Origin of the sequence: Microcoleus sp. LAD1_D5 (genome assembly GCF_036702115.1) — a bacterium.
GTDB lineage: Bacteria > Cyanobacteriota > Cyanobacteriia > Cyanobacteriales > Microcoleaceae > Microcoleus.
In genome coordinates this window covers 1-25,128 of record NZ_JAUBSA010000042.1, presented here as the reverse complement: position 1 = coordinate 25,128, position 25,128 = coordinate 1, and the positions used below count along the sequence as shown (strand labels likewise).

At 45.6% G+C, this 25,128-nt stretch carries 19 protein-coding genes; 12 read left to right on the top strand and 7 right to left on the bottom strand.

From position 1 onward, the window contains the following. Nucleotides 1–119 precede the first annotated feature (119 nt). Nucleotides 120–2,666, bottom strand: a complete 2,547-nt coding sequence (locus QUA70_RS17815; protein WP_333348953.1) for a glycosyltransferase — start codon at nt 2,664–2,666, stop codon at nt 120–122. Nucleotides 2,667–2,831: 165 nt separating this feature from the next. Here QUA70_RS17815 and QUA70_RS17810 point away from each other — a divergent pair, with 165 nt between their 5' ends. The 3 genes from QUA70_RS17810 (at nt 2,832) to QUA70_RS17800 (ending at nt 12,225) form a co-directional block, all read left to right on the top strand. Then, nucleotides 2,832–5,150: a tetratricopeptide repeat protein gene (locus QUA70_RS17810; RefSeq protein ID WP_333333481.1), complete on the top strand. Its 2,319-nt coding sequence runs from the start codon at nt 2,832–2,834 to the stop codon at nt 5,148–5,150. Nucleotides 5,151–5,340: 190 nt separating this feature from the next. Then, nucleotides 5,341–6,633: an ATP-binding protein gene (locus QUA70_RS17805; RefSeq protein WP_333348952.1), complete on the top strand. Its 1,293-nt coding sequence runs from the start codon at nt 5,341–5,343 to the stop codon at nt 6,631–6,633. 396 nt (nt 6,634–7,029) lie between these two features. Continuing rightward, nucleotides 7,030–12,225 (top strand): PAS domain S-box protein, encoded by a 5,196-nt coding sequence (locus QUA70_RS17800; protein WP_333348950.1) that lies wholly within the window; start codon nt 7,030–7,032, stop codon nt 12,223–12,225. A gap of 154 nt (nt 12,226–12,379) precedes the next feature. Here QUA70_RS17800 and QUA70_RS17795 read toward each other — a convergent pair whose 3' ends face one another. After that, nucleotides 12,380–12,943, bottom strand: coding sequence for a Uma2 family endonuclease (locus tag QUA70_RS17795; protein ID WP_333348949.1), 564 nt, complete (start codon nt 12,941–12,943; stop codon nt 12,380–12,382). Between the two features lie 164 nt (nt 12,944–13,107). On the opposite strand from QUA70_RS17795, the gene QUA70_RS17790 reads away from it, so the two are divergent. Beyond that, a complete protein-coding gene (locus QUA70_RS17790) occupies nt 13,108–14,493 on the top strand; it encodes a lipid-A-disaccharide synthase-related protein (RefSeq protein ID WP_333348979.1) in 1,386 nt (461 codons plus the stop codon). A gap of 135 nt (nt 14,494–14,628) precedes the next feature. Here QUA70_RS17790 and QUA70_RS17785 read toward each other — a convergent pair whose 3' ends face one another. Then, the gene (locus QUA70_RS17785) at nt 14,629–15,420 is read right to left on the bottom strand and encodes a 2-phosphosulfolactate phosphatase family protein (RefSeq protein WP_333348947.1); all 792 of its coding nucleotides are present in this window, start codon (nt 15,418–15,420) and stop codon (nt 14,629–14,631) included. 89 nt (nt 15,421–15,509) lie between these two features. Between QUA70_RS17785 and QUA70_RS17780 the strand changes: the two genes are divergently transcribed. After that, the gene (locus tag QUA70_RS17780) at nt 15,510–16,403 is read left to right on the top strand and encodes an EI24 domain-containing protein (RefSeq protein WP_333348945.1); all 894 of its coding nucleotides are present in this window, start codon (nt 15,510–15,512) and stop codon (nt 16,401–16,403) included. A 3-nt stretch (nt 16,404–16,406) separates the two neighbouring features. On the opposite strand, the gene QUA70_RS17775 is transcribed toward QUA70_RS17780, so the two are convergent. Next, the gene (locus QUA70_RS17775) at nt 16,407–16,658 is read right to left on the bottom strand and encodes a hypothetical protein (protein ID WP_333348943.1); all 252 of its coding nucleotides are present in this window, start codon (nt 16,656–16,658) and stop codon (nt 16,407–16,409) included. A gap of 309 nt (nt 16,659–16,967) precedes the next feature. Here QUA70_RS17775 and QUA70_RS17770 point away from each other — a divergent pair, with 309 nt between their 5' ends. From QUA70_RS17770 to QUA70_RS17760, 3 genes are all read left to right on the top strand, one after another. Continuing rightward, nucleotides 16,968–17,579, top strand: coding sequence for a DUF7873 family protein (locus tag QUA70_RS17770; RefSeq protein ID WP_333348941.1), 612 nt, complete (start codon nt 16,968–16,970; stop codon nt 17,577–17,579). Nucleotides 17,580–17,733: 154 nt separating this feature from the next. After that, the gene (locus QUA70_RS17765) at nt 17,734–17,919 is read left to right on the top strand and encodes a hypothetical protein (protein ID WP_333410527.1); all 186 of its coding nucleotides are present in this window, start codon (nt 17,734–17,736) and stop codon (nt 17,917–17,919) included. Between the two features lie 123 nt (nt 17,920–18,042). Next, nucleotides 18,043–18,972, top strand: coding sequence for a serine/threonine-protein kinase (locus QUA70_RS17760; RefSeq protein WP_333410525.1), 930 nt, complete (start codon nt 18,043–18,045; stop codon nt 18,970–18,972). Here the strand turns inward: QUA70_RS17760 and QUA70_RS17755 are convergent. The 3 genes from QUA70_RS17755 to QUA70_RS17745 all read right to left on the bottom strand — a co-directional run bounded on the left by QUA70_RS17755 (nt 18,966) and on the right by QUA70_RS17745 (nt 21,170). Then, nucleotides 18,966–19,592 carry a DnaJ domain-containing protein gene (locus QUA70_RS17755; RefSeq protein ID WP_333348936.1) on the bottom strand — a complete coding sequence of 209 codons (627 nt, stop codon included), beginning with the start codon at nt 19,590–19,592 and terminating at the stop codon, nt 18,966–18,968. The genes QUA70_RS17760 and QUA70_RS17755 overlap by 7 nt on opposite strands. 130 nt (nt 19,593–19,722) lie before the next feature. Further along, complete coding sequence (locus tag QUA70_RS17750) at nt 19,723–20,316, bottom strand: ATP-dependent Clp protease proteolytic subunit (RefSeq protein ID WP_333121390.1); 594 nt, start codon at nt 20,314–20,316, stop codon at nt 19,723–19,725. A 194-nt stretch (nt 20,317–20,510) separates the two neighbouring features. After that, entirely contained in the window at nt 20,511–21,170 is a 660-nt protein-coding gene (locus QUA70_RS17745) for an ATP-dependent Clp protease proteolytic subunit (protein WP_006632447.1), read from the bottom strand. Nucleotides 21,171–21,242: 72 nt separating this feature from the next. Between QUA70_RS17745 and QUA70_RS17740 the strand changes: the two genes are divergently transcribed. From QUA70_RS17740 to thrB, 4 genes are all read left to right on the top strand, one after another. Beyond that, the gene (locus QUA70_RS17740) at nt 21,243–22,478 is read left to right on the top strand and encodes a VWA domain-containing protein (protein WP_333348934.1); all 1,236 of its coding nucleotides are present in this window, start codon (nt 21,243–21,245) and stop codon (nt 22,476–22,478) included. 222 nt (nt 22,479–22,700) lie between these two features. After that, a complete protein-coding gene (locus tag QUA70_RS17735) occupies nt 22,701–23,267 on the top strand; it encodes a Uma2 family endonuclease (RefSeq protein WP_333348977.1) in 567 nt (188 codons plus the stop codon). Between the two features lie 3 nt (nt 23,268–23,270). After that, complete coding sequence (locus tag QUA70_RS17730; protein WP_333336054.1) at nt 23,271–23,762, top strand: tetratricopeptide repeat protein; 492 nt, start codon at nt 23,271–23,273, stop codon at nt 23,760–23,762. 90 nt (nt 23,763–23,852) lie between these two features. Beyond that, the gene (gene thrB, locus QUA70_RS17725; RefSeq protein ID WP_333336051.1) at nt 23,853–24,815 is read left to right on the top strand and encodes a homoserine kinase; all 963 of its coding nucleotides are present in this window, start codon (nt 23,853–23,855) and stop codon (nt 24,813–24,815) included. Nucleotides 24,816–25,128: the final 313 nt, after the last annotated feature.

The window sequence follows — 25,128 nt, the reverse complement described above, 5'->3', positions numbered from 1 at the left end:
TCGGTGATAAGGAAGGGTTCGGGAACGGATTCTGAAACGGAGGTAACGGAGGTCAGGCAGAAGGCCGATGCAATTCTACTGCTGACAGCCATCCGAATTTAAAATAAAAATCTGGTATTTTAGCGTGCAGAAAATACAGATTCAATCCCCTGTACTTCCTCGACTAATTGTTGCCATTCTACTGAATTAATTAGAGAATATGTATCTAAATTATGCCCTTTAGCTGACGAAAAAGTGCCAAAATATTCTACCCAGTTTAATAGCGTTTCTGTAGTCAAAAAAGGTGTGTACTTCAAAGATTCTTGAAGCGACTTCTGCATTCCGCTTAGATCTTCTTGACAGTAAGCCTGCCAAGCATTCCATACTAAAGAGCTGTAGTTGACCAGGCTTTCTATTTTCGCCATTGACCTCTGCACCTTGTTTTGAGTAACAAATGGATCTGTTTGGCGATCATCGCAAACTAAAGCTTTTTCGATCGCCTCAATCGACTCTGCCAACATCCGTTCCTCTTTAAACACTTGCTCCGCCCGCTGCTTGCAAGCTTGACCGATGTGATGCCGTAATTCTGGATTCATCGCCCAAGCTTCTACAGTTTTCGCCAATTCCCTCGCGGTTCCCTCTGGATCGGTATTCGGATCGGGCAACAATTTCCCAGTATCGCCAAGCCCTTCAGGAATGCCGCCCACAGCCGTTGCAACTACCGGCAATCCCTTAGCCATCGCTTCCATGACTGCCAGAGAAGGCGCTGCATCTGCCAGAGAAGTCAAAATGAATATGTCGCTAGCATCCAGCCAATCTAGGATATCCCAGCGCTGTCCGATCGCCTTCACGCGATCGCTCACCCCTAACTCTTTAATAGTTTCCCTCAATTCTATTTCTACATTGTCAGCGCTTCCCTCACCAGTTCCTGCCCACACAAAATACAGTTTAGACCACACAGGAGAATGCTGCAACTGCTTGATTGCTTCGATCTGATATCGATGCCCTTTAATCGAGGCCAATCGAGCAGATGTGAAACAGACAATCGCATCTTCAGGAATTTCTATTTCTTGTCGCAGGCGTTGACGAGCCGCAGCATTAGGATGTGCAAAATATTTGGAAGAACGCCCCAAGTAAATCACTTGTCCTCGCTCCTTTGGCAACTTGAAATGTTGGTACAATAAATTCAAATGTTCGTAAGCGCCAACAATCAAGGCTCTAGCTTGCAGGCAGTGGTAGAGCGCTCCTTCTACATAAGGAACTACATCCCCGCAGGCAAAAGTTGCGTGTTCTGGCATAACTAACCCAATCACCATCATGTATGGTATTCCCATTTCAATAACTACCTGTTTAGCAGCAAAATTGGAAAAGGGCCAACCATCGCTAAAAATAATCATATCCGGTTGATTACTAGCAAAAAGCTCTCGTGCATCCTGAGTATTTCTTAACACCCGCTGTAAATCTTTATGGCCGCTAAAATCTAGCCACAAATGCTCTATGCCTAACTCTCGTTCTCGCTTAAGCAAGGGGCTAGAATGTTTGGTTTGCACGCAAGTGACTCGATAGCCTAATAGGGCTAACTGACAAAGAATGGCATGATTGTACTGCGCTAATCCTCCCACGCCCGGATCGTCCGTGTTGTAGAGTAGAATGTGGGCTTGCGCTTTTGAAGGTGTGGGAATAGAACTCTGTTGAGATTGGGGTGGATTAGTCATCACCATCAAAATTATCTCTTGCCATTCCGCTAACTTACTCAGCGAATAAGCGTCAAAATTTTCACCATATTCTTCAGAAGCCATCTGAAAACTTTCCAGCCAATTCAAGACTGTTTTTGTGGGCGAAAAAGGCGTACATTGTAATGACTCTTCTAAACACTGTGCCATCTCTGCTAGATGACCGTCGCGATACATCCGCCAGGCCAGCCACTTTAAGCATTGATAGCGTTCTGGATTTTTTAACTGCCGGATTGACTGAGGCAAATCGGGTCTATCGAAGAATTGTTTCATCACAATTTCTATATTCCTCATTAGCCTAAAACCGCTTGACATGAGATTAGAATTGTGCTGGCGATAACAGGTAAGTGTCTCTTCTAACCAAACTGCTTTGCACCCCTTTAAAGCTAAACGCAAGGCAAAGTCTAAGTCTTCTGCTAGTGGAAACTGAGAATCGAAACCGCCCAATTTTTTCCACCACTTTCGGCGCAGCATCATCGCACTAGGTCGCACGCATTTATAGAGAATAAAGCTTTCTAAATCTAATTTAGACGCTTGCTGCCAAGGCTTGACAGCAGAAATCTCTCGCCCGGTTTCATCGACGATCAGCCAACCTGTTTGCACCATATCTAAGGTGGGGTCAGCGTCAAAACAAGCTAGTTGTTTTTCTAGCTTGGATGGTAGGAAATAGTCATCGGCATCTAGAAATGCCAAAAACTCGCCTTGCGCTAGCTGACAAGCGAGATTTCGGGCAACTCCTACTCCTTGATTTTCCTGATATATGTAGCGAATTCTGTCAAAATAAGACTGCAATACTTGCTGCGTGCTATCTGTCGAACCGTCATCTACAACAATAATCTCTAAATCAGTAAAAGTTTGGCACAGCGCGCTCTCCACCGCTTGTACGATGTAGCGATCGCCATTATATGCTGGTATAATTACGCTGATTAGCGGTGTTCGATTGACTGTTGACATTATATTATTTAGCTCGCTGTTAACCTATTCTTGTCTAGTTTATATTAATGTCGCGAACATTCAGCACTATTCTCAGCTCGCTAGCTCTACTTACAGAAACTTGAAATTTGGCAATTTGTAGCATATAATCTTACAGGGAATGATTACTCAAAAGGAAAATAAAAAATGAATTCAGAAACAGTGCAAGTAAATTTCCAGCAGCAAGCAGAAATTTATTTGGCTACAGGGAACTTCGATCGGGCGATCGCACTTTGCCAACAAGTTTTGGCATCTGAACCCAATTCTGCAGAGACTTGCAAGACATTGGGGAAAGCGCTGCAAGCTCAGGGTAAACTAGAAGACGCAAGGTATTGGTATAAAGTTGCGATCGCCCTGCAACCCGATTTTGCCGAAGCTTTTGCTAACCTCGGCACTCTTTGCGCTACATTGGAACAGTGGCAAGAGGCGATCGGCTGTTATCAAAAAGCTATCTCTATCCAACCGGACTTTGCAGGATTTTACCGTAATTTGAGCCGGATATTTACCCAAGTTGGTCAAGCTGAGGAAGCGACAGACTGTTGGTATCAAGCACTCATCGTGGAACCAATAGAAAGAGCGGAAGAATATCTTGATTTGGGTAATACATTGCTTGCCCAAAATAAGCTCAAAAAAGCGCTAGTTTGTTACCACCGCACCATTTTTTTAAACCCGAGCTTTTGCGAAGCTTATTGTAAGATAGCCGAAGCTGCTAGCGAGCTGAAACAGTGGGACGAAGCTATTGTTCACTACCGCAAAGCTATTCAACTCCAGCCGGATATTTCGGAGTTTCATTACCAATTAGGCAATGTTTTGCAAGCCAAGGAACTCTGGCGCGAAGCGGAGGCAGCCTACCGGGAAAGTATTGAGTTAAATCCCAATTCTTTTTGGTCATACTACAACTTAGGCAGCGTTATGCTCAAGTTAGAAAAATGGCAAGAAGCCGCGAGATGTTATCGCACAAGTGTTGAAATAAATCCGAATTTTTCTGGAGCTTACTACAGCATTGGTGCAGCTTGCGATCGATTAGAACAATGGTCAGAATCCGCCGCAGCTTACCAGCGCGCTACTGAATTAGATCCGAATTTTTCCTCAGCTTTTCACCAGTTAGGGGATGCTCTTGTTAAACTAGAAAAATGGTCGGAAGCTGAGGCTGCATACGAACGGGCGATCGCACTCCATTCAGATTTATTTTGGTCTCATTATAACTTAGCTTTGACTTTAGTTAAGCTTCAGAAATTTTCTCCAGCAACATTCGCTTATCGGCGGGCTATCGCACTCAATCCAGAATTCTCTTGGACTTACCACAATTTAGGAGAAGTGCTGTTAAAAACTCAACAGTGGAAAGCTGCCGCTACAGCTTATCAACGTGCTATTGAACTTAATCCCCGTATTTCTTGGTCTTATTACAATTTAGGCGATGCTTTGATTGAAAGTCACGAATGGAATGAGGCTGTTTCCGCCTACCTTGGTGCGCTTAAAATCGAGCCGTCTCTACCGGAAATTTACATGAAGTTAGGTAAGGCTCTCATTAAAAGAACTCCGGTAGATTCAGATGTAGCAACTAGCTACTATCACCACGAAATGCAGCCGCTGCACGCTCCTGAATTTTACTGCGAAATCGCCCAAAAGTTTGCTGAGAGCGATCGGCTTAACGAAGCGATCATGTTGTACTTGATGGTATTAGAGATTAGACCAAAAGATCCCGAAACATCCCAAAAATTAGAGGAGATTTTAGAAAAACAGCGTCAAACAGAGGAATCGAGTATATTATTAGAGTTAGAAGCTAAGGATATTCGCGATCGCTACATTGCCCGAGTTGCCAAAGGCAAGACTTTTGCAGATGTCGGTGGCTGGTGGGGAACTGTCAGCGAAAAAGTATCTGTAGCTAGCAAATACGGTGCAGTTTCTCTGACAATGATTGATGCCATGCCGGCATCCATGCACTGGTGGCAAGATTTTCGCGATCGCATGACAAGTTTAAATATTGCTAATTATCACTGTATCAATCAAGATATCACTCAGATTCAGCTTGCAGATATTGGCGAGCCTTACGATGTAGTTCACTGTGCAGGAGTTTTGTACCATCACCCCCATCCGTTGCAGATTTTAGTGGCTTTGCGTCAGATAACTCGCGAGCATTTAGTTTTCACTTCCGCTATTACCCAAGAAGTGATAGAAAATGAGTTGGGACGCTATCAAATTCCAGCTTCGGGAGTAATGTTTATTCCCGCTTTGGATGACGCAGAACGAGCTATTTTAACAGCTTATTGGCAGCTATACATCAACAATAACCCACTTATAGGGATAACTGAAAAAGCAGTTTTTGACATGAACAATTTTGCTGCGTGCTGGTGGCTGCCTACAGCTACTGCTTTAGAAGCTATGTGCAAAGTCGCGGGATTTAAAGTTTTAGACAAAGGATTGGCTTGGGACAATAATGTTCTGACTCTGCTGCTGGGGATTTGAGGGTTTGTAAACGAACAATAACAGGACTTGCTTGTGCACAAACTGCTAAACACCCGGTTTATGAGCAGATTTCTCGTTTTTTTTCTCATATTCCTACTCAAAACCGCGTGTTTTTCGTAAATCCTAAATAAAATAGAATAGATAGCTGCAAACATCTTTTGTGAATAAAACAGGAACTGGGTAATAATCAATGAACAATCACCAACCTGGAACGCCGTTAGGAAACATTTTAGTAGTAGACGATACACCAGAAAACCTGCGTCTGTTGTCTACGATGTTGACTCAGAGGGGGTACACCCCCCGCTGCGTGATTAACGGAAAAATGGCTCTGAGAGCCTGCAATTCTAATCCACCAGATTTGATTTTGCTCGATATAATGATGCCGGAAATGAACGGCTACGAAGTTTGTCAGCACTTGAAATTAGAACCTAAAACTCGCGAAATACCAGTAATTTTTATCAGCGCCAAAGATGAAGTTTTCGACAAAGTAAACGCATTTGCTGTGGGAGGTGTTGACTATATCAGCAAGCCATTTCAGTTTGAAGAAGTGCTCGCCCGCATCGAAAGTCACCTCAGCCTTCGGAATTTACAAAAGCAGCTAAAAGAACAAAATGTGCTGCTGCAAGAAGAAATCACCAGCCGCTTAGCTGTAGAAAAAACACTTCAGGAAAAAAACCACATCCTGCAACAAGAAATCCGCACCCGTCGCGCGGTGGAAAAAGCTCTGCAAGAGCAAAATTTGGTACTCCAACAAGAGATATCGCACCGCCAGCGCGCCGAATCGGCTTTATTAAAATCTAACCAAGAATTAGCACGTTCAAATGCAGAACTAGAACAATTTGCTTATGTGGCTTCTCATGACTTGCAAGCGCCTTTAGCAACCATTGCCAGTTACGCTCAACTTTTAGAAAAACGCTACAAAGACCAACTCGACAGCCAAGGTAGTAAGTTTATCGGCAATATCGTTCAGGGCTGCACGAGAATGCAAAATTTAATTGACGATTTACTCGAATATTCACGAGTTGGCCGGAGTCGGAAACCTTTTACACTGACAGATTGCAATCACGCAGTCGAGCAAGCACTCGCGAACCTGCAAGGGGCGATCGGCGAGACTCAGGCCATTGTCACCTACAGCGAATTACCAGCGGTAATGGGGGATATTTCTCAACTCGTACAGCTATTTCAAAATTTAGTCAGCAATGCGATTAAATATCGCCACGATGCACCGCCTGTGGTTCATATTACCGCTTGCAAACAGGAGAAAAACTGGTTCATTTCTGTCTCAGATAATGGAATTGGGATTGCTCCCCAGCATCAAAAACGTATCTTTCAAATTTTTCAGCGCTTGCATACTCAAAGAGAATATTCGGGGACAGGTATTGGTTTAGCAATTTGTCAAAAGATTGTGGAACTTCACGGCGGATGTATCTGGGTGGAATCAGAACCGGAGCAGGGTTCAACTTTTTACTTTACTCTGGCTTAATTGAGGCATCCTTTCGACAGAAGGTAGAAGCTAGAAGGCAGCGAAAGCTATATTAAATCTTATATTTAAAGACAGAAGGTAGAAGTTAATACTATTTTAGATTTGAGATTACAGAATTGAATAATTGGGAAGAACTGTGACTATTGGGGTTGGGAACACGAGCCTACAGTTGCATTCTTTTTTTAAAAGGGTATAATTTGCAGGTTAGAATCAAAATTGTTTCGCGTTGACACTCTAGTTAGTGCGTGATATAATTATAAGTCTTAAAGACAATTTTTGTAGCGCTCGCTCACACCGCAATCTGACCCCCAATGTATGTGTAGGTGGTGAATAACGGTCCCGGAAATCAAAGGTGAAAGTTAAGTTAGTTTAACATTTTTTTGATTGATAAATATTATGAAAGCAGTTTTTAACTTAGCTTTGCCTCCTATCTGCTTTAAAGTTCTGTTAGTAGAAGACAACCCTCAGGAAGCTGAGCTTATTGAAGATTTGCTGTCAGAAATTGGCGGCGCGCAGCGTATAGTGCTGACGAAAGTAGAGCGCCTTAGCGAAGCGCAGCAGCGATTGAATCAAGAAACTTTTGACATAATTTTATTAGACCTTTCACTGCCAGATAGTCTGGGAATCGAGACGGTGGCTCGGGTACAAGAGTACGGGGTAAATGTGCCGATCGTAGTTCTGACCGCCCAAAACGACGAAGAACTTGCCCTGCGGTTGATTTCGGTCGGCGTACAGGATTATTTGGTAAAGAGAAAAATCGACAGCGAACTGTTAATTCGATCGCTCCGTTACGCCATAGAACGCCAGAACAGTCAAGATGCTTTGCGAAAAAGTGAAGAAAAATATCGCTCGGTGGTGGAAAATTCCTTGATTGGCATTGCCATCATCGCTCCAATTATTGACAGCGAAATTCCTCAAAATTGCAATTGGATAGAAGTTAACGATGCGCTGTGCAATTTGCTTGGCTATGAGCGCTACGAACTCGTGCAAAAGAATTGGCTAGAGTTGACTCATCCAGAGGATGTGGATGCCAATTTTGAAAAAATTTCTCAGATGTTAGCAGGTAGGATCGACGGTTACATCTTAGACAAAAGGTGGCTCAGAAAAGACGGCGAAATAGTTTACACGCGAGTTTCCCTGCGCTGCATCCGCCGCCGGGACGGGTCTATCGACCGGATCATCGAAGTAGTGTTGGACGTGAGCGATCGCTACCGCTACGAAGCCAAACTGAAAGCGTCAGAAGAATTTTTAAACCACACCATAAATGCTACGCCAGACCCAATTTTTGTCAAAGACGAGCAACACCGCTGGATGATATTAAATGATGCTTTTTGTCAGTTGGTCGGCAAATCGCGGCAAGAACTGATCGGCAAATCAGATTATGACTTTTTTCCCCAATCAGAAGCTGCTGTTTTTTGGACAAAAGATGAAGAAGTATTGACAACGGGTGTCTGCTTGGAAACCGAAGAAAATTTTACAGACTCTGCCGGCAAAGAACACATAATTTCTACAAAAAAAAGCGTCTTCAAAATAGCAGACGGCAGTAAAGTAATAGTGGGTACAATTAGAGATTTTACAGAATACAGACAGCAACAAAAAGCCCTGGAACAAAGCGAAGCTCGCTTTCAAAAATTGGTAGCTAACCTGCCGGGAACAATTTATCAATTACGAATGTCAGCAACTGGAAAAATGTCTTTCCCCTACATCTCTTCAGGCAGCAGGCAACTCTACGAATTAGAGGCAGAAGCAATCGAGCAAAATGCGGACCTGATTTTCAGCGGAATTCATTCAGACGACCTCTTAGATTTAAAAGCATCCATCGCAATTTCAGCCACTACGCTGGAACCTTGGCAGCAGCAGTGGCGACAGACTTTGCCATCTGGAAAAGTTAAGTGGCTGCAAGGAGCTGCGAGGCCAGAAAGGCTCAATAATGAGACCAAACCTGGGAGCGAAGGCGATATTCTCTGGGACGGTTTAGTGATGGATATCACTGAATTAAAGCAGGCACAAACAGAGCGCGATCGCTTTTTTACGATTTCCTTAGACTTGCTTTGTATTGTCGGTTTTGACGGCTATTTTAGACGATTAAACCCGGCTTGGTCTAATGCCCTGGGCTACAGTAGTGCTGAACTTTTTGCCAAGCCGATGATCGAATTTGTTCATCCAGACGATCGAAAATCCACCGCAGCCGAAGGGGCAAAACTAATAGCCGGTACCTCCAGTATCTCCTTTGAAAACCGCTATATCTGCAAAGACGGTTCTTACAAATACCTGCTGTGGACGGCATCGCCATTTAGCGAAGAAGGTTTAATCTACTCAGTCGGTCACGATATTACATCTCGTAAACAAGCAGAGTCCAAACTTCAGCGACAAGCAGTAGCAATGGCCGCTGCTTATGACGGTATAGCCATTTTCAATAAAAATAAAGAATGTATTTATTCAAACGACGCTTACCTCAAAATGTACGGATTGGCTAGCACTAGCCAACTGTATGGGAAGAAATGGGAAATGCTCTACAGCAAAGCAGAAAGTGTTTTTTTGGAACTACAAATAATGCCGATGCTCCTGCAAAAAGGGTACTGCAATATAGAAGTGAGCGGTCAGCACCGCGACGGTACTAAGTTCCCTCAAGAATTGTCGCTGACAAGGCTTGTCGGTGGCGAAATCATTTCTATAGTCCGCGATATCACTAATAGAAAACAGGTAGAATCAGCACTGCGAGCGAGCCAGCGTCGCTACCAAACTTTAGCAGAAGCATCGCCAGTTTGTATATTCCACACCGACACGTTGGGAAAGTGCCTTTATGTGAATCAGCGGTGGAGCGAAATCACGGGATTAAACGCAGAATTAGCCGCCCAAAATGGCTGGATGAATGCCCTACATCCCGATGATGCGGAGCGGGTAAAAAATGAATGGCATCAAGCAATTATTGAGAAAATTCCTTTTAAATCAGAATACCGCTTTCAGCGTCCAGACGGTCGGGTAATTTGGGTAATAGGTCAGGCAATTGCCGAAATCGGAGACAAGCAGGAAATTAAAGGCTATATCGGCACTCTTACTGATATTAGCGATCGCAAACAAGCAGAATTAGATTTGCTGCGAGTTACTCAAGCGGTTGAAAGCACCAGTGATGCGATCGGCATTGCTGACTTGACAGGGCGATCGATATACCACAATCAAGCCTTTGTTCAACAGTACGGCTACACCGCAGAAGAACTAAACACAGCAGGCGGATTAACAGCAATTTACCCCCAAACTAAAGTGCTGCGAGAAATGTTTAAAACGATCCGTAAAGGCAAATCTTGGCAAGGCGAACTCAAAATTAACACTAGAAGCAACGAACTGGTAACAACTTTATTTCGCGCCGACGGCATTAAAGATGAAACTGGTCATTTAATCGGGTTAGTGGGAGTAATTACCGACATCACCGAACGCAAACAAGCGGAGATGGCCCTGCAGCAGCAATTAAGGCGAGAACGGCTAGTAGTTGCCATGCTCGATCGCATTCGCTCCTCCCTAAATTTAGAAGAAGTCCTGACAACTGCTGTCGAAGAAGTACGGCATTTTTTGCAAACAGACCGCACAGTTATTTACCGTTTTAATCCCGACTGGAGCGGCTTTGTCGTTGTGGAATCCGTGGCAAAAGATAGAATTTCGCTGCGAAATTTTAACAACATTGATGGCTGTTTTAGAGAAAAATTTGTTGATATTTATCAGCAAGGCTTTATTAGATCTATGGAAGATATTTACCGGGAAAATTTGACGGAATGCCACATGAAATTTCTCGAAGGATTTGAAGTAAAAGCTAACTTAATAGTGCCGATTTTAAAAGCACGAGAAAGCATTTCCCAGACCGAACAGACCGCCGAAAATCAACTCTGGGGACTGCTGATCGCCCAGGATTGCAGCGGCCCCCGTCCCTGGGATTCCTCAGAAATAGAATCCCTCCGGCAATTGTGCGTGCAATTGGCGATCGCAATCCAGCAATCGACGCTATTTCAACAAGCACAAACGGAAATTGTCGAGCGCAAACTTGCAGAATCCGCCCTCCAACAAGCCAAAGAAGCCGCAGAAAGCGCCAACCGCGCCAAAAGCGAATTTCTCGCCAACATGAGCCACGAACTACGCACGCCTTTAAACGGCGTTTTAGGTTACACTCAAATCCTTAAAACCGACAAAGACTTAAGCTCAGATCACCAAGAAAGTCTCAGCAATATTCAACAGTGCGGTCAACACCTACTGATGTTAATCGACGATGTTTTAGACCTTTCCAAAATCGAAGCTAGAAAAATGGAACTCTACCCGGAAGAGTTAAATTTTCTAAATTTCACGAAAAACATTGCCGATCTCTTTCAGATGCGGGCCTCTCAAAAAGAAATTTTCTTCAATTACGAACAAGTATCTCCCCTGCCTAGCTGCGTTCGTGTCGATCCAAAAAGATTGCGCCAAATTCTCATAAATTTACTCAGCAATGCCGTTAAATTTACTAACAGCGGGGGTGTGACTTTCAAAGTCGGCTATGTCGGCACAGGGGCCTGGAGTCGAGGGCAAGGAGAAAATTATGAGCTCTCGACTTTGAGTTCGGAACTGAAAGAAAATTATATGCGCTTCGCTCACAATGCGATCGCAGCCAAACACGCTTTAAAAATCCGCTTTCAAGTCGAGGATACCGGCACTGGAATAGAAGGAAGCAAGTTAGAAGAAATATTTTTGCCATTCCACCAAGTAGGAGGCAATACATTTGTTGAAGGTACAGGTCTCGGACTCTCGATTAGCCAGAAATTAGCGAAACTAATGGGTACCGAAATTCGCGTCCACAGCACTTTGGGAAAAGGCAGCACTTTTTGGGTGGATTTAGAAGTGCCAGCAGCTAAACGGTACTTGGAGGTGTCTCCTTTGCAGGAAAAACGCTGGCTTGTAGGTTTTGTCGGCAACAAGCGGAAAGTGCTGATCGTGGATAACAATCAACAGAATCGCGATTTGTTGTGCAGGCTGCTGGGGCGTTTGGGATTTGAAGTGGCAGCAGTCCAAAACGGTCAAGAATGCCTCTGCAAAACAGTTGAATTTCAACCGGATGTGGTTTTAATCGACTTGCGGATGCCTGTAATGGATGGCTTAGAAACTGCAAGAAAACTGCGGCAGTTGCCGGAATTAAAAGATGTCGTCTTAATCGCTATGTCAGCTAGCGTTTTCAAGGCTACGCAGCAAGATAGCATCCTCGCAGGGTGCGATGCTTTTCTTCCCAAGCCGATCGAAGCAAATCACTTTTTGGAACAGTTACGCGTGCACTTGGGACTAGAATGGATTTACGGGGAATCTTCGGAAAACAAAAAGCGCAAAACTCCCAGTTTGTCACCAGAATGTGATTTTCCTGCTTATTCTTCTCTGTTACCTGCGGCTTCTGAGTCGGTAGCAAAACTTTTGAAACTCGCAGCTATGGGCGACATTGAAGAAATTTTTGAGGAGAGTGCTAAGCTGGAGAGTTTAGAGCCTAATTTAGTGCCGTTTGTCTCGAAGCTGCGCCAACTTGCTAAGGGATTTCAGCTCAAACAAATTCGGAATACTTTAAAGCAATATATCGATGGTCAGTAGTCATTAGTCAGCAGTCAGTAGTCATTAGTTATTGGTTCCCATGCCCTAAGCCCTAGGCCCTAGGCCCTAGGCCCTAGGCCCTATGCCCTATACAAGTCGGGTACCTCATTTTTCTGAGAAAGGCTATGCTCTTCTATTCTAATATTCTGTTGTTTCACTCTAAGAGCCAACCAAATAAATCTCCTAATTTCAGTTGCAATTCCCTGACAAAAAATGGCATGGGCAATAACTGTTCCGGTTCGTCAAACACCTCCGTTGATTGAGTCGGCCGATATACCAAAACCGACTGCTCCTCTGGATCGATTAACCAACCCATTTGAGTTCCGTGTTTGAGAAAATGTAAAATATTTTTAGTAACTTTAGTTTGGTTTTGGTCGGGGGAGAGGATTTCAATTGTCCAATCCGGGGCGATCGCAAACACATTTGCCACACCACCATTTTCTTTACGGGGAATGCGCTCCCAAGTGAATACAGTCACGTCTGGAACGATCGCTCGACCGCCAAAAATGCACCGTAGTTCTGGAAATGCTCGCGCTACCTTTTGAGGTTTGAGAGTAGCATTAGCAGCACTTGTCAACTCGCCTTGAATGACACTATGTTCTCCTTGAGGCATCGGTTTTTGAATGATTGCACCGTCAATGTACTCGCTGGCTGGTTTGGTTTCTGGCAACTTAAGAAACTCTTGGAGTGTCAAAGATTTTGGCAGGATTTGTACCATCCGATTTAACCTCTAAAATAGGAGTTTCATCTGCTATTTTACCAAAAAGTCCCGGCCTCGTGCGATCGTGGCTCCACTTACTTCAACATCCGGCTATACCACCTTGCATCCTGCGGCTAATCTTGCTTCTATATATTCAGAGACAGTTTTTGAGAGATTTGGGATTGAAAATACTTTGCCTCAGTAACGGCCACGGAGAAGACGCGATCGCCCTTCGCATCTTGCAGGAACTACAACAGCACCCGCACCCGCCAGAAGTAGCCGTGTTTCCGCTAGTGGGCGAAGGGCAAGCTTTCGCTCAACTAGAAAACGCCCGCATCATAGGCCCGGTGCAGCGGATGCCTTCGGGTGGCTTTATTTACATGGACGGAAGGGAATTTTTGCGCGATGTCAAAGGCGGTCTGATTCAGTTGACCATAGCTCAGTTTAAAGCCATCCGCGCTTGGGTGCGATCGCAACAACAGTCGGGGAATCAAGAGGGCGTTATTTTAGCCTGCGGGGATATTGTACCGCTGCTGTTTGCTTGGCTCAGCGGCGCGACCTACGCCTTTGTGGGTACGGCAAAGTCCGAATATTATTTGCGGGACGAGGACGGGCCTCTGGCTCGCAAATCCAGGGTCTTTGGTTGGTGGGGTTGCCCGCGATCGGTTTATTTGCCTTGGGAGCGCTGGTTGATGACTCGATCGCGCTGTCGCGCCGTTTTTGCCAGGGACGCGCTAACCGCCGAGACTTTACAAAAGCTGGGAATTCCCGCTTACAATCTCGGAAACCCGATGATGGACGGACTCCAACCGGAAAACCCAGCCGGTTTTTACGGCCCTGACGCAGAGTTTCGGGAAAGGTCGCGATCGCTCGTCATCACCTTACTCCCCGGTTCTAGAGCGCCGGAAGCTTATGCTAATTGGCTGCTAATAGTAGAGGCTGTAGCCGGAATTTTGTCGCTGTTTGCCGATCGCAAATTGTTATTTTTTGGAGCCATTTCTCCTGAGTTAAATTTAGAAGCTTTGCGACCTAGTTTAGAATTTTTCGGCTGGCGACAAGAAGGCGAAACTAGAACGCAGCGGCGAGAAGGAAGTATTTTGCGACCTCCTGTTTCTAGCGCTCAAGAAATTCAGAAAGAATCTCCTAATTTGCTATTACCGCTGACATTTGTGCAGAGAAACGCCACGATGATTTTGACTCAGCAAAGTTTTAACGATTGTTTGTACGAAGCGGATTTAGCCATAGCAATGGCAGGAACAGCTACAGAACAATTTGTAGGTTTAGGAAAACCCGCGATCGCCATTCCCGGAAACGGCCCCCAATTTACTCCCGCTTTTGCAGAAGCTCAAAGTCGCCTGTTAGGCCCGTCATTAATTTTAGTCAAACATCCCGCCGAAGTTGCCGCTGCCGTGCAGTCTTTGCTCCGCGACCCCGACAGGTTGCAGCTAATTGCTGAAAATGGCTTGCGGCGCATGGGAGAACCCGGTGCGGCAGCCAGAATTGCCGAGTGTTTAATTCAGCGCTTCGGCGGTGAATCCAGCAATTCTCAATTGCCTGCAATAGACTAGGGACAAAACAATGTTTAGTCCCTACCGAGTATGTTTAATTCTACTTACTAAAAAAAATATTGTTCACTAACTACCTACTAATTTCCGTAAGGTGCGCCTAGGCGCACCTTACTAATACTGCACTCGCAGAAAAATTTAATTCGCCGTTTTTTCCGAAGATTGATCCCAGAAATTAGCTTGAGGAATTTTAAAATCAGACTTAACCAAAACTCCCGGTTCTCGCTGCACCGGCAGCACATCTAAAGTATCCGTTTGGGCGCAATATTTTAAATCTTCAATAACCCCTAAACCGAGGAGGCGCTGGCCGTGACTGGCACGTTCCAACAATTCATGTAACCGATCTTGCCACTGGAGATAAAGAGCAATAGCCCCAAATACTTCATCGTTACCAGCAAAATCGCTCGCAGGAATACCGCTTTCTGCTAGCAGACTTTGGGCGATCGCACCAGCACAAACCGTATCTTCCAACGAATAACTCCCTTCCCAACCAGAACCCACAATCCAAATAGTTTCCGGCTGTTTATTTAACAAAAACTGCACCACAGATTTGCGGTTAATCAAAGCCGCCGTTAACACAGTTGCAGCAGCTTGCACTCGTTCCAGAGCCCGAGTACCGTTAGTTGTGCTGATAAAAATGCGCTTCCCAGTCACCTTTTCTGGCGTGCAGTCCAGCGGAGAATTCCCCATGTCAAATCCGTCAACTTTGCCGCCGCCGCGCTCTCCAGCGCGAATCCGCTTGTCTTCAGGCCAGTTTTCGCTCTCGGCCATTAGCTTATCTAAGTCGCTGAAAACTTGGACAGCTTCCGCCCCATTATTCAGGGCCGTTGCCATTGTCGTAGTCGCCCGCAGCACATCAACTGCGATCGCGCAAGCCGGCATTTTGTCGGCTGGCGTAAGTTCCGGGGTATGGTAAATAAAAAGCTTCACTTTTGGGCTACCTGCGATAAATCCTCATCAGCAATAATAATGGAAAGTGGATAATAGAAAATAGAGTCGAGTCCTCAAAAGCAGAAAATATGTCAAAACAGCTAAATTCAAACCCCGCCCACGCCGCCATTACCGCACCAATTGGACTCCTGGCAGGTTTCACCTATCCTTTGCGAGCTTTCACGCTGATTTTGCAAACTCCCAAGCTGTGGACTTATGTATTAGTTCCTGTGGTGCTAAATTTTATAATTGGTATTGGTCTTTATTTAAGCTTGCTATTTCCCAGTTTGGCAGGGATAGACGTTTTAGTTGCCGATTTGTCCGTCCGATTTAATGCTCTAATTGCGAGTTTTCCCGCTTGGCTGAGCTTTCTCGGCGTGTTAACAGTTGCTTTCGGCTGGCTGCTGCGCGTACTCCTAGTGTCAGGACTTTTGCTGATAATTGGATTTTTGTTAGTGCAGTTTGGCGTGATTTTAGGTTCGCCCTGGTACGGCAAACTTTCCGAACAATTGGAACTTCTGCGGAACGGCCAATTGCCCGCAGAAGCACCAATGAATTTGGCGAGTAGTTTTGGGGATATTCAAAGGGCGATCGCCTTTGAACTGCGAAAACTACAAATTTTGTTGAGCGTCGGTATACCCCTGCTGCTGCTAAATTTTATCCCTGGTGTCGGCTCTATTCTTAGCAGTTTGGGTGGCGTAGCTTTGGGCGCGACTATTGTCTGTTTGGACTTTTTAGATGCACCTTTGGAGAGGCGGAGGCGACCTTTTCAGGAGAAGTTGGAGATAATTTGGGCTAGTTTGCCGGCCAGCGGGAGTTTTGGTTTGGTTTGTTTGGGTTTGGTGAGCATTCCGCTGTTGAATCTTTTGGCGATTCCGCTGTGCGTGACGGCGGGAACTTTGTTTTTTTGCGATCGCATTTGGCCGGCCCGCTTTGCCCCAGAAGAAACTCATAGCGATCGAGAAACTAACATTACCAATTAAAAACTAGGGAGATGCTTCTCCCTTCGGCTGACTCTGGGAGTTAAGACCCAAAAACGGGCTTAAAAACAGCCAGCTAATGAAGAAAAATGAAGCTGTAAATAGCTGGACAATATCAACCGCCGACAAATATCCGTCAGATAATAGTGCAATAGTTCTATCTGTCAGCCCGAATATCCAAGAGAGAATCCCAAACAGCCAAATGCCTTTTTGGAGCATGGGCAAAAATGCTGAAACTTCGGAGTTTTGCTTGTTCATTAATTTAGCCCTTGTTTGCGAAGAATCTGATTAACGGGGGCACCCCAAGGGCTTAAGGATTTTTGGTGTCTCCTCGGATTCCCTTTGTTATCTATATGTTAAGAAATGTTTTCCGATATGACAACGCGCCCTGGGAGGGATTTCCGCATCTATCTTAAGAGGTAGTCGCAGCGCTAACAAAGAGTGATATTTGCTACACTTTGGTAGCCACGCTAGAGATTTTGCCGATTTTTTGCGAGATAAATTGCTGAGCACGGGTAGCGGCGCGCTCTCTTGGCACCGCGCCTACAAAAAAGCTTGTAATTTATATTGAATTATGTAATACTACATGATGTTCAAGTTTGGTTCAAGAACGATCGTGAGGTTTGTACTGAGGAGGGAGAGATTATCCGCAAAACGACTGAAGTTTTGACGAAACTCTTCGACGTAACCGCAACCAAAGATTGGACAAATTGTAGGGCTCGTGCTGACGTAACTGTAGACGGAAACGTGCTTTTCAGCCAAGTTCCCGTCAGCTATTTGCTATTCATTGAAAAGCAGTTGGCAGATTTGCAAGCATTCATCAAAAAACTTCCAGTCTTAGATGCTTCCGAGACTTGGAACTTTGATGCTTCTGCAGACTGTTGGGCTACAGAACCGGTGCAAACTCTCAAGACTTTTAAAACTCCGCGCAATCACGTTAAAGCTGAAGCTACGGAACACCATCCGGCTCAAGTCGATGTTTATTACGAAGATATTACGCTCGGCTCTTGGCGGACTGTCAAGTTTTCTGGAGCTTTGCCGGTACGTCGGATCAATGAGTTGCTGCAAAGGGTGGAAATCTTGCAGCAAGCTGTTATGTTCGCCCGCGAAGAAGCTAACAATTCTGAAGTTGAGGAACAGAGAGTGGGAGAACGAATTTTTCAGTTTATTTTCCGCTAATTGCTTGCTTTTTTGATAGTTATAGTTTAAGATATAAACAGAGTACAATTTCAATCTAAAACTTCAACTTAAACCGTACAAATGTGATAGTGCAGGTTCGACTCCTGTCCCTTCTATCCACAATAGGGGGGTAGCCCAATTGGCAGAGGCAGCATTGCGTACAAATTCAATAGCAAGTTATTACTCTAAACTCAGCATTCACCGCCGATCGCCAAAACGAATGTCAGGAAAAAATAACATCATCGAGGTTGCTGGCTCCTATCCAGCCCCCTCTACCAAACGCAGGGGGGTAGCTCAATCGGTAGAGCGCGATGCTATTAATCTTAAATCCTTGACTTAAATGTGATAGCGTGCGTAAATGGGCGGTAAATATAAACCCAGTAGTAAGGTCAGAACTGCTGGGTTTTATGCTAATAATTGAATCAATTTGTTAAATCCGTCTGTCGTGGACGTATCAAGGCCGATGATTTACTGCATCAATCCTCAATGCGAACAACGCGAAAATCCTGCTGCTGCTCAAAATTGTCAGGCTTGTGGCACGGATTTGTTAATTGGCGATCGCTATCGTATCCTTAAACCAGTGCGATCGCCCAATCCCGCACGCCCCACAGACATCTTTGAAATTGAAGATTTGGGAACCGGGGAAAACGAATGGGGCACTGTCAAAATTTTAAAAGTCTTGAAACACACCCACAATCCCGATTTAGTTCGCTTGTTCAAGCAAGAGGCGCGAGTTTTGATTTGGCTGGCTGGAAAGGGCTCCGTTCCCCAAGTCGAACCTGACGGTTATTTCCAAATTAAACTCCCTCATAATTTCCAGAAACTGTCTTGTTTGGTGATGGAAAAAATTAGCGGAGAAAACTTGGCAGAATTATTAACTAAAAAACAGTACGTTTCTCAAAAACTAGCTCTTGATTGGCTGCAACAAATGACCAATATTTTGCAGGAAATCCACAAATATCATGTAGTGCATCGGGATATTAAACCATCCAACCTGATGGTTGAAGCCAATGGAAAATTGAGATTAATTGACTTCGGCGCCGCCACAGAAGCAGAGATAGAGACCGCACCCATAGGTTCTGCTGGATACGCCGCACCGGAACAAATTCTAGGTAAAGCAGGCGTGCGATCGGACTTTTTTGCCCTAGGGCGTACTTTTGTACATTTATTAACAGGCATAGAGCCGATCTACTTTCCCCTTAATGAAAAAACTGGTAAAATTAATTGGAGGAACCAGGCTGTAGATATTGACCCGTTACTCCTAGACTCGATCGACGAATTAATGGAACCGCTACCGGAAAACAGACCTGAAAATACCCAAGTTATTTTAGAAAAATTAAAAATTCACGACGCAGACCCCCTGCAAAAGGGGGACGCAACATCGCTTCAATAAATCTCTTCCAATCGGCGAAAATCCCGCTCAACTTCCGCCCACAAAGCCCGATTGTGAGGGTCAGTTTTTACAGCTTTTTTCAAATAAATTCTCGCCTTATCAACCTGCTTTTCTCCGATCAAATGCCGTCCCCAGCGCTGATAGGCGATCGCCTGCCACTGACGCACCTCCAAATCTTCGGGAACCCGCTGTGCCAAACCCTCAATCAAGGCGATCGCCCGCGGGAACCTGTGATATTTCAGCAACTGCTGCAGTTCAACATAAGCATCTTGCTTTAACTTTTGTTCTACCGCCGACAGATCCGCATTAGATTGAACCGCGGCCTCTTTTCGAGTCACCTTAACTTCCTGCGGTTGAGCTTTCACCCCCTGATCCGGCGGTGTAGAAGTAGGCGGCACAGTTGAATTGGCAACTTTCGACTCCGCAACATAGTGGGGGGCAACATTCACCAGGAACTTATAAGCCTCAGTAATAGCAATAAACTTATTCTTAGCCTGTTCGTTTCCCGGATTCACATCGGGGTGATACTGTCTGGCTAACTGCCGATAAGAGGTCTTAACTTGCGATAAACTCGCGCCAGACCTCAGTCCTAACTGTCGGTAATAATCTGCAATATCCATTTAGCATGAATGAGCGTTGATAATTCCATTAAATATGGCAGAATCCTTAAATGTAAAGATTCTGCCAAAATTTACTGGGAACTAGGTTGTAGTGCGAGGGTGGCCCGCGCTACTGAAGCGAAAAAATAACTTACGGACGATCTTCGATCACTCTGTCAATCAAGCCGTATTCCTTGGCTTCCTCAGCGGACATGAAATAGTCGCGATCCATGTCCTTCTCGATTTTCTCGATCGGCTTGCCAGTATTCTTAGCATAGATATTATTCAGTTGGTGGCGCAGCCGCAAAATCTCTTTCGCCTCAATCTGAATATCCGTTGCTTGTCCCCGGGCGCCCCCAGAAGGCTGGTGAATCATGATTCGCGAGTGAGGCAAAGCTAACCGTTTCCCCTTCGCACCGGCAGCTAACAGGAAAGAACCCATCGAAGCAGCCAAGCCCACACAAATCGTCACCACGTCCGATTTAATGTGCTGCATGGTATCAAAAATAGCCATGCCTGCCGACACCATCCCGCCTGGGGAATTGATGTACAAAATGATATCCTTACCTGAATCTTCCGAATCGAGATAGAGCATCACAGCGATGATTTGATTGGCAATTTCATCGTCAACGTCCCTGCCCAAGAAAATAATCCGTTCCCGGTAGAGGCGATCGTAGATATTAATCCACTGAGTATCATAACCCCCCGGCATCTTGTAGGGAACTTTTGGCACACCGATAGGCATAATTCGGAACTCCGTTTAGTTGGTAATTGGTGATCGGGCAATTGAGCATCGGGCATCGGGCATTGGGCATCGGGCATTGGGCATCGGGCATTGTTAGTCATAAAAAGACTATTGAATAACTAATCAGGGTAGAAACTACTAGCCATTAACCCTTAATTCTTACTCATTCCCCATTCCCTATTCCCCATTCCCAGTTAGATGACTCCAGCCGGCAGCGGTTTCGGCAATTCTTCGGAACTTTCAAGAACTCGATCGATCAAACCGTATTCTTTAGCTTCCTGGGGCGTCAGGTACAGCAACCGATCCATATCTTTAGTAATCTTTTCGATCGGTTGGCCTGTACAGCTTGCAAAAATCTCAAGCATTGTTGCTTTATTTGCCAGCACTTCCTTAGCCCGAATTTGAATGTCGCTTGCTTGACCCCGCGTGTACGCCTTGGGTTGGTGCAACACAATCGAAGCGTGGGGCAAACTCGCCCGAAAGCCTTTTGTACCAGCCGCTAACAGCATCGCAGACATCCCCATTGCCGAACCGAGGCAAATAGTGTGTACGGGCGGCTTAATGTATCTGATCGTGTCGCAGATAGCGAAGGCTTCCGTTTCAAAGCCGACTGGTTCGCCACTGTAACCAGAAGTGCCGGTCGAGTTGATGTAGATTTTGATCGGCTTATCCGGGTCTTCGTACTGCAAGAACAACAGTTCAGCGATAATCAGTTCTGTTACCGCAGGCACCAGAGGCATCCCCAGATAAACGATCCGCTCCTTCAGCAACAGGGATGGCAAATCGGGAGGTGGCGTCCGAGAGTTCCCTTCCCCGTAGTATGGCGATTGCACAGCTTTAATGGGTGTGTTCATATAACCGAAATGTTGCCTGAACTGATGGAGTTATTCTTAAAGAAATAGTAACGCAATCTTTAGGTATCCCGCATGAAAGTTAGTTTGCTCCCGGTGTTAAACGACCCTAATCTTGACGCTGCCGCGCCCTCAACGCAGCGCCAGCTAGCGATTTCGGTGTCTGCGACGGCAAGCTCGATCGACTCCAGCGTACCCTTAAACCTGTGCCTGATTCTCGACCACAGCGGCTCGATGGGCGGACGCCCCTTGGAAACCGTCAAACAAGCCGCCGGACGGTTGCTAGACCGGTTGAAGCCTGGGGATCGCTTTTGCGCGGTGGCTTTCGATCATAAAGCCAAAGTCCTCGTCCCCAATCAAATTGTGGGAGATCCCAGCAGTATTAAACGGCAAATTGAGCAATTGCGATCGGCCGGTGGCACAGCAATTGATGAGGGCATTAAGTTAGGTATTGAAGAGTTGGGCAAAGGCAAAAAAGAAGCTATATCTCAGGCGTTTCTGCTGACTGACGGCGAAAACGAACACGGCGACGACAGCCGCTGTTTGAAGTTGGCTAAATTGGCGGCCGACTACAACATGACTTTAAATTCTCTGGGATTTGGCGATAACTGGAACCAGGATATTTTGGAAAAGATTGCTGATGCCGGCGGCGGTGCTCTGGCTCACATTCAGCGTCCCGAAGATGCGGTTGACGAGTTTGGCAAACTATTTACTCGCATCCAAGGTGTAGGTTTGACTAATGCTTATTTGCTATTTTCACTGATGCCAAAAGTGCGGTTAGCCGAACTCAAACCGATCGCCCAAGTTGCCCCGGATACGATCGAATTGCCAGTACAGCAAGAGGGCGATCGTTTTATGGTGCGCTTGGGAGATTTAATGAAGGATATAGAGCGAGTAGTTTTGGCTAATATTTATATTGGACAGTTGCCCGAAGGTACACAGGCGATCGGGCAATTGCAAATTCGCTACGACGATCCGAGTGTCGGCCAAGGTTTGCTTTCCGATCCTGTTGCACTTTCCGCTAATGTCCTGAAAGTTTATCAGCCGGCACTTAACCCGATGGTGCAGCAGCACATTTTAGCTTTGGCTAAATACCGCCAAACTCAACTAGCCGAAACTAGATTGCAACAGGGCGATCGCGCCGGTGCAGCCACGATGCTACAAACTGCTGCTAAAACTGCTCTGCAAATGGGCGATAAAAGTGCCGCAACTGTGCTGCAAACCTCTGCTACTCGTTTGCAGTCTGGTGAACAATTGAGTGAAGCCGATCGCAAGAAAACTCGGATTGCTTCTAAAACTATTTTGAAGTAATCGCGCGATTTGAAATTTGAAATAATTTTAAATTGGGCGATCGGACAATTCGGCGATCGCAAATCGATCCTACACAAACGAAACCCGCGCCCAGGCGGGTTTCAATATTCTGAGTCTCGCAGGCAAAAAGCGAGACTCTGTGTAGCCCGATTGTTTCAAGCCGTGGAGCGACAAGAAGCTCGATCGTTTAGAATGTTTGTATCACCTATCAAGAGTGCTTGTATGAACCAGACAATATCTGATAAAGTACGCTGGACTACCGCAGATTTAGAACTATTGCCCGATAACGGCGATCGTTACGAAATTATTGATGGAGAGTTATTTGTGACATGGGCAGCACACTGGAATCATCAAGAAGTTTGTGGTAACATTTGCAGAGAGTTAAATAATTGGTCACAAAAAACAGGATTAGGAGAATCAGTAATTAGTCCAGGGGTGATTTTTACAGATGTTGATTGTGTCATTCCTGATGTGGTTTGGATTAGCAACGAACGCTTGGCTATCTTGCTAGACGAAGCCGGCCATTTAACCGCCGCACCTGAGTTAGTTGTTGAAGTATTCTCCCTCGGTGCAGACAATGAAAGACGGGATAGAGATTTGAAACTCAGACTCTATTCGGTACGAGGAGTACAGGAATACTGGATTGTGAATTGGCGGTTGCAGCAAATAGAAGTTTATCGCAGGGAACAAGCAAGTTTAAGGCTCATTGCTACGCTGTTGAGCAATGATGAATTAACTTCCCCTTTGTTGCCCAGTTTTAGTTGTTCTGTCGCTCAAATTTTTGCCTAACTTATGAAATCATCATTTTACAATTTAATCGCTACTATAGGAATCTTGACGATCTTGGGTAATGTATCCCCTGCTGTTTCTGCTGAATCTTCAGCTTTAATAGTTCAAAGAAATCTTGTTCAAAATCCTGCTGAAGATTTATTCAATAGTGCTTTAGCTAAATCAGAAGCAGGAGACATTCAAGGGGCGATCGCCGATTACACCGAAGCTATTCGCCTCAACCCCAACTACGCCAAAGCCTACAATAAACGCGGCATCATCCACGGTCGCAATCTCAAAGACTATCCAGCAGCTAAAGCAGATTTCGATCGCGCAATTGAAATCAACCCCAACTACGGCGACGCCTACTACAACCGCGCCAGAGTCCGCGAGTTCTTAGAAGACAAACCGGGGGCGATCGCCGATTATCAAAAAGCAGCGGAGCTCTATCAAAAAGATGGCAATACCAACGATTATCAAGATGCCATCAAGCACCTTGAAATGCTGCAAGAATAAATGGCTTTTGAAAACATAGTATAATATCCTGCGATCGGCGTTCATCCGCATTCATCTGCGGTTAAACACTCCAAATTAACTATTCAAAAAATGCCCGAAACTTCCACCGTCACCGTCACCGTACCCGCCACAACCGCCAACCTAGGCCCCGGCTTTGACTGCATCGGCGCCGCTTTAAGCCTCTACAACCGCTTCCAATTCTCCCGACTCGAACCCTCAGCAACGGAGAAACTAAAAATTACCGTTACAGGCAAAGAAGCTGCCAAAGTCAAGGCAGATGACAGCAATCTCGCTTATCTAGCCTTTGTCAAGTTATACGATCGCCTCAACCAATCGCCGCCCCCTGTAGCCATACATATAGATATGCAAGTGCCGCTGGCTAGAGGTTTGGGGAGTTCCGCCACAGCTATTGTCGGTGGGTTAGTCGGTGCAAATGAGTTAGCCGGAAAGCCTTTGACTCAGGTGGAAGTGATGCAATTGGCGATCGAACTTGAAGGACATCCCGACAACGTTGTCCCCGCTTTACTCGGAGGGTGTCGCCTTGCTGCTAGCAATCCACCCCCCCAACCCCCCAGTAAGGGGGGGCAAGGGGGGGGTTCCTGGGAAATTTGCGATATTCCCTGGCATCCAAATATTGTGCCGGTGGTAGCCATCCCCGATTTTGAACTCTCTACGGCCGAAGCCCGCAAAGTTTTGCCAGCAGATTACAGTCGGGCTGACGCGATTTTTAATGCCGCACACCTCGGTTTGCTGATGCGGGCTTTGGAAACTGGCAATGAAAACTGGCTGCGCTGCGCCCTCCAAGACAAAATTCACCAACCTTATCGGCAATCTCTGATTCGGGGATATGAAGCGGTGCAACAAGCCGCCGTGAATGCAGGGGCCTATGAAATGGTAATTAGCGGTGCCGGGCCAACGCTTATGGCTTTAACAGATGCTACGAATGCTGTTGCGGTTGAGAAAGCGATGGCGGCTGCTTGGATGGAATTTGGGGTAAAGGCTGAGGTAAGGGCGATCGGCCTCGATACTCAAGGCGCGCAAGTCTCCCTTTAGTTATTCCACTCCTAGACACGCAACATCTACATAACCGTGTTTTGTAGGGGCAATCTCCCGTGGTTGCCCCTCTCCATAGAATTATTCATATTTCTATTCTCTTTCTCTCTCCTTCAAATCTCTTGAATATCAACTCAAGTCTCTTCGATAACTTCTGCCATGCCCTCTACAAAATTTTACATTAAAAAAAAATACAGTCATTGTAGGGGCGGATTCACCATAATATCAGGCTAAAACCTGGGGGGGTGACAAAGAGAGCTAAGAGCTAGACCTAATCTGAGTTACAGCCCTCATCCCCCGTTGATAAAAGTGG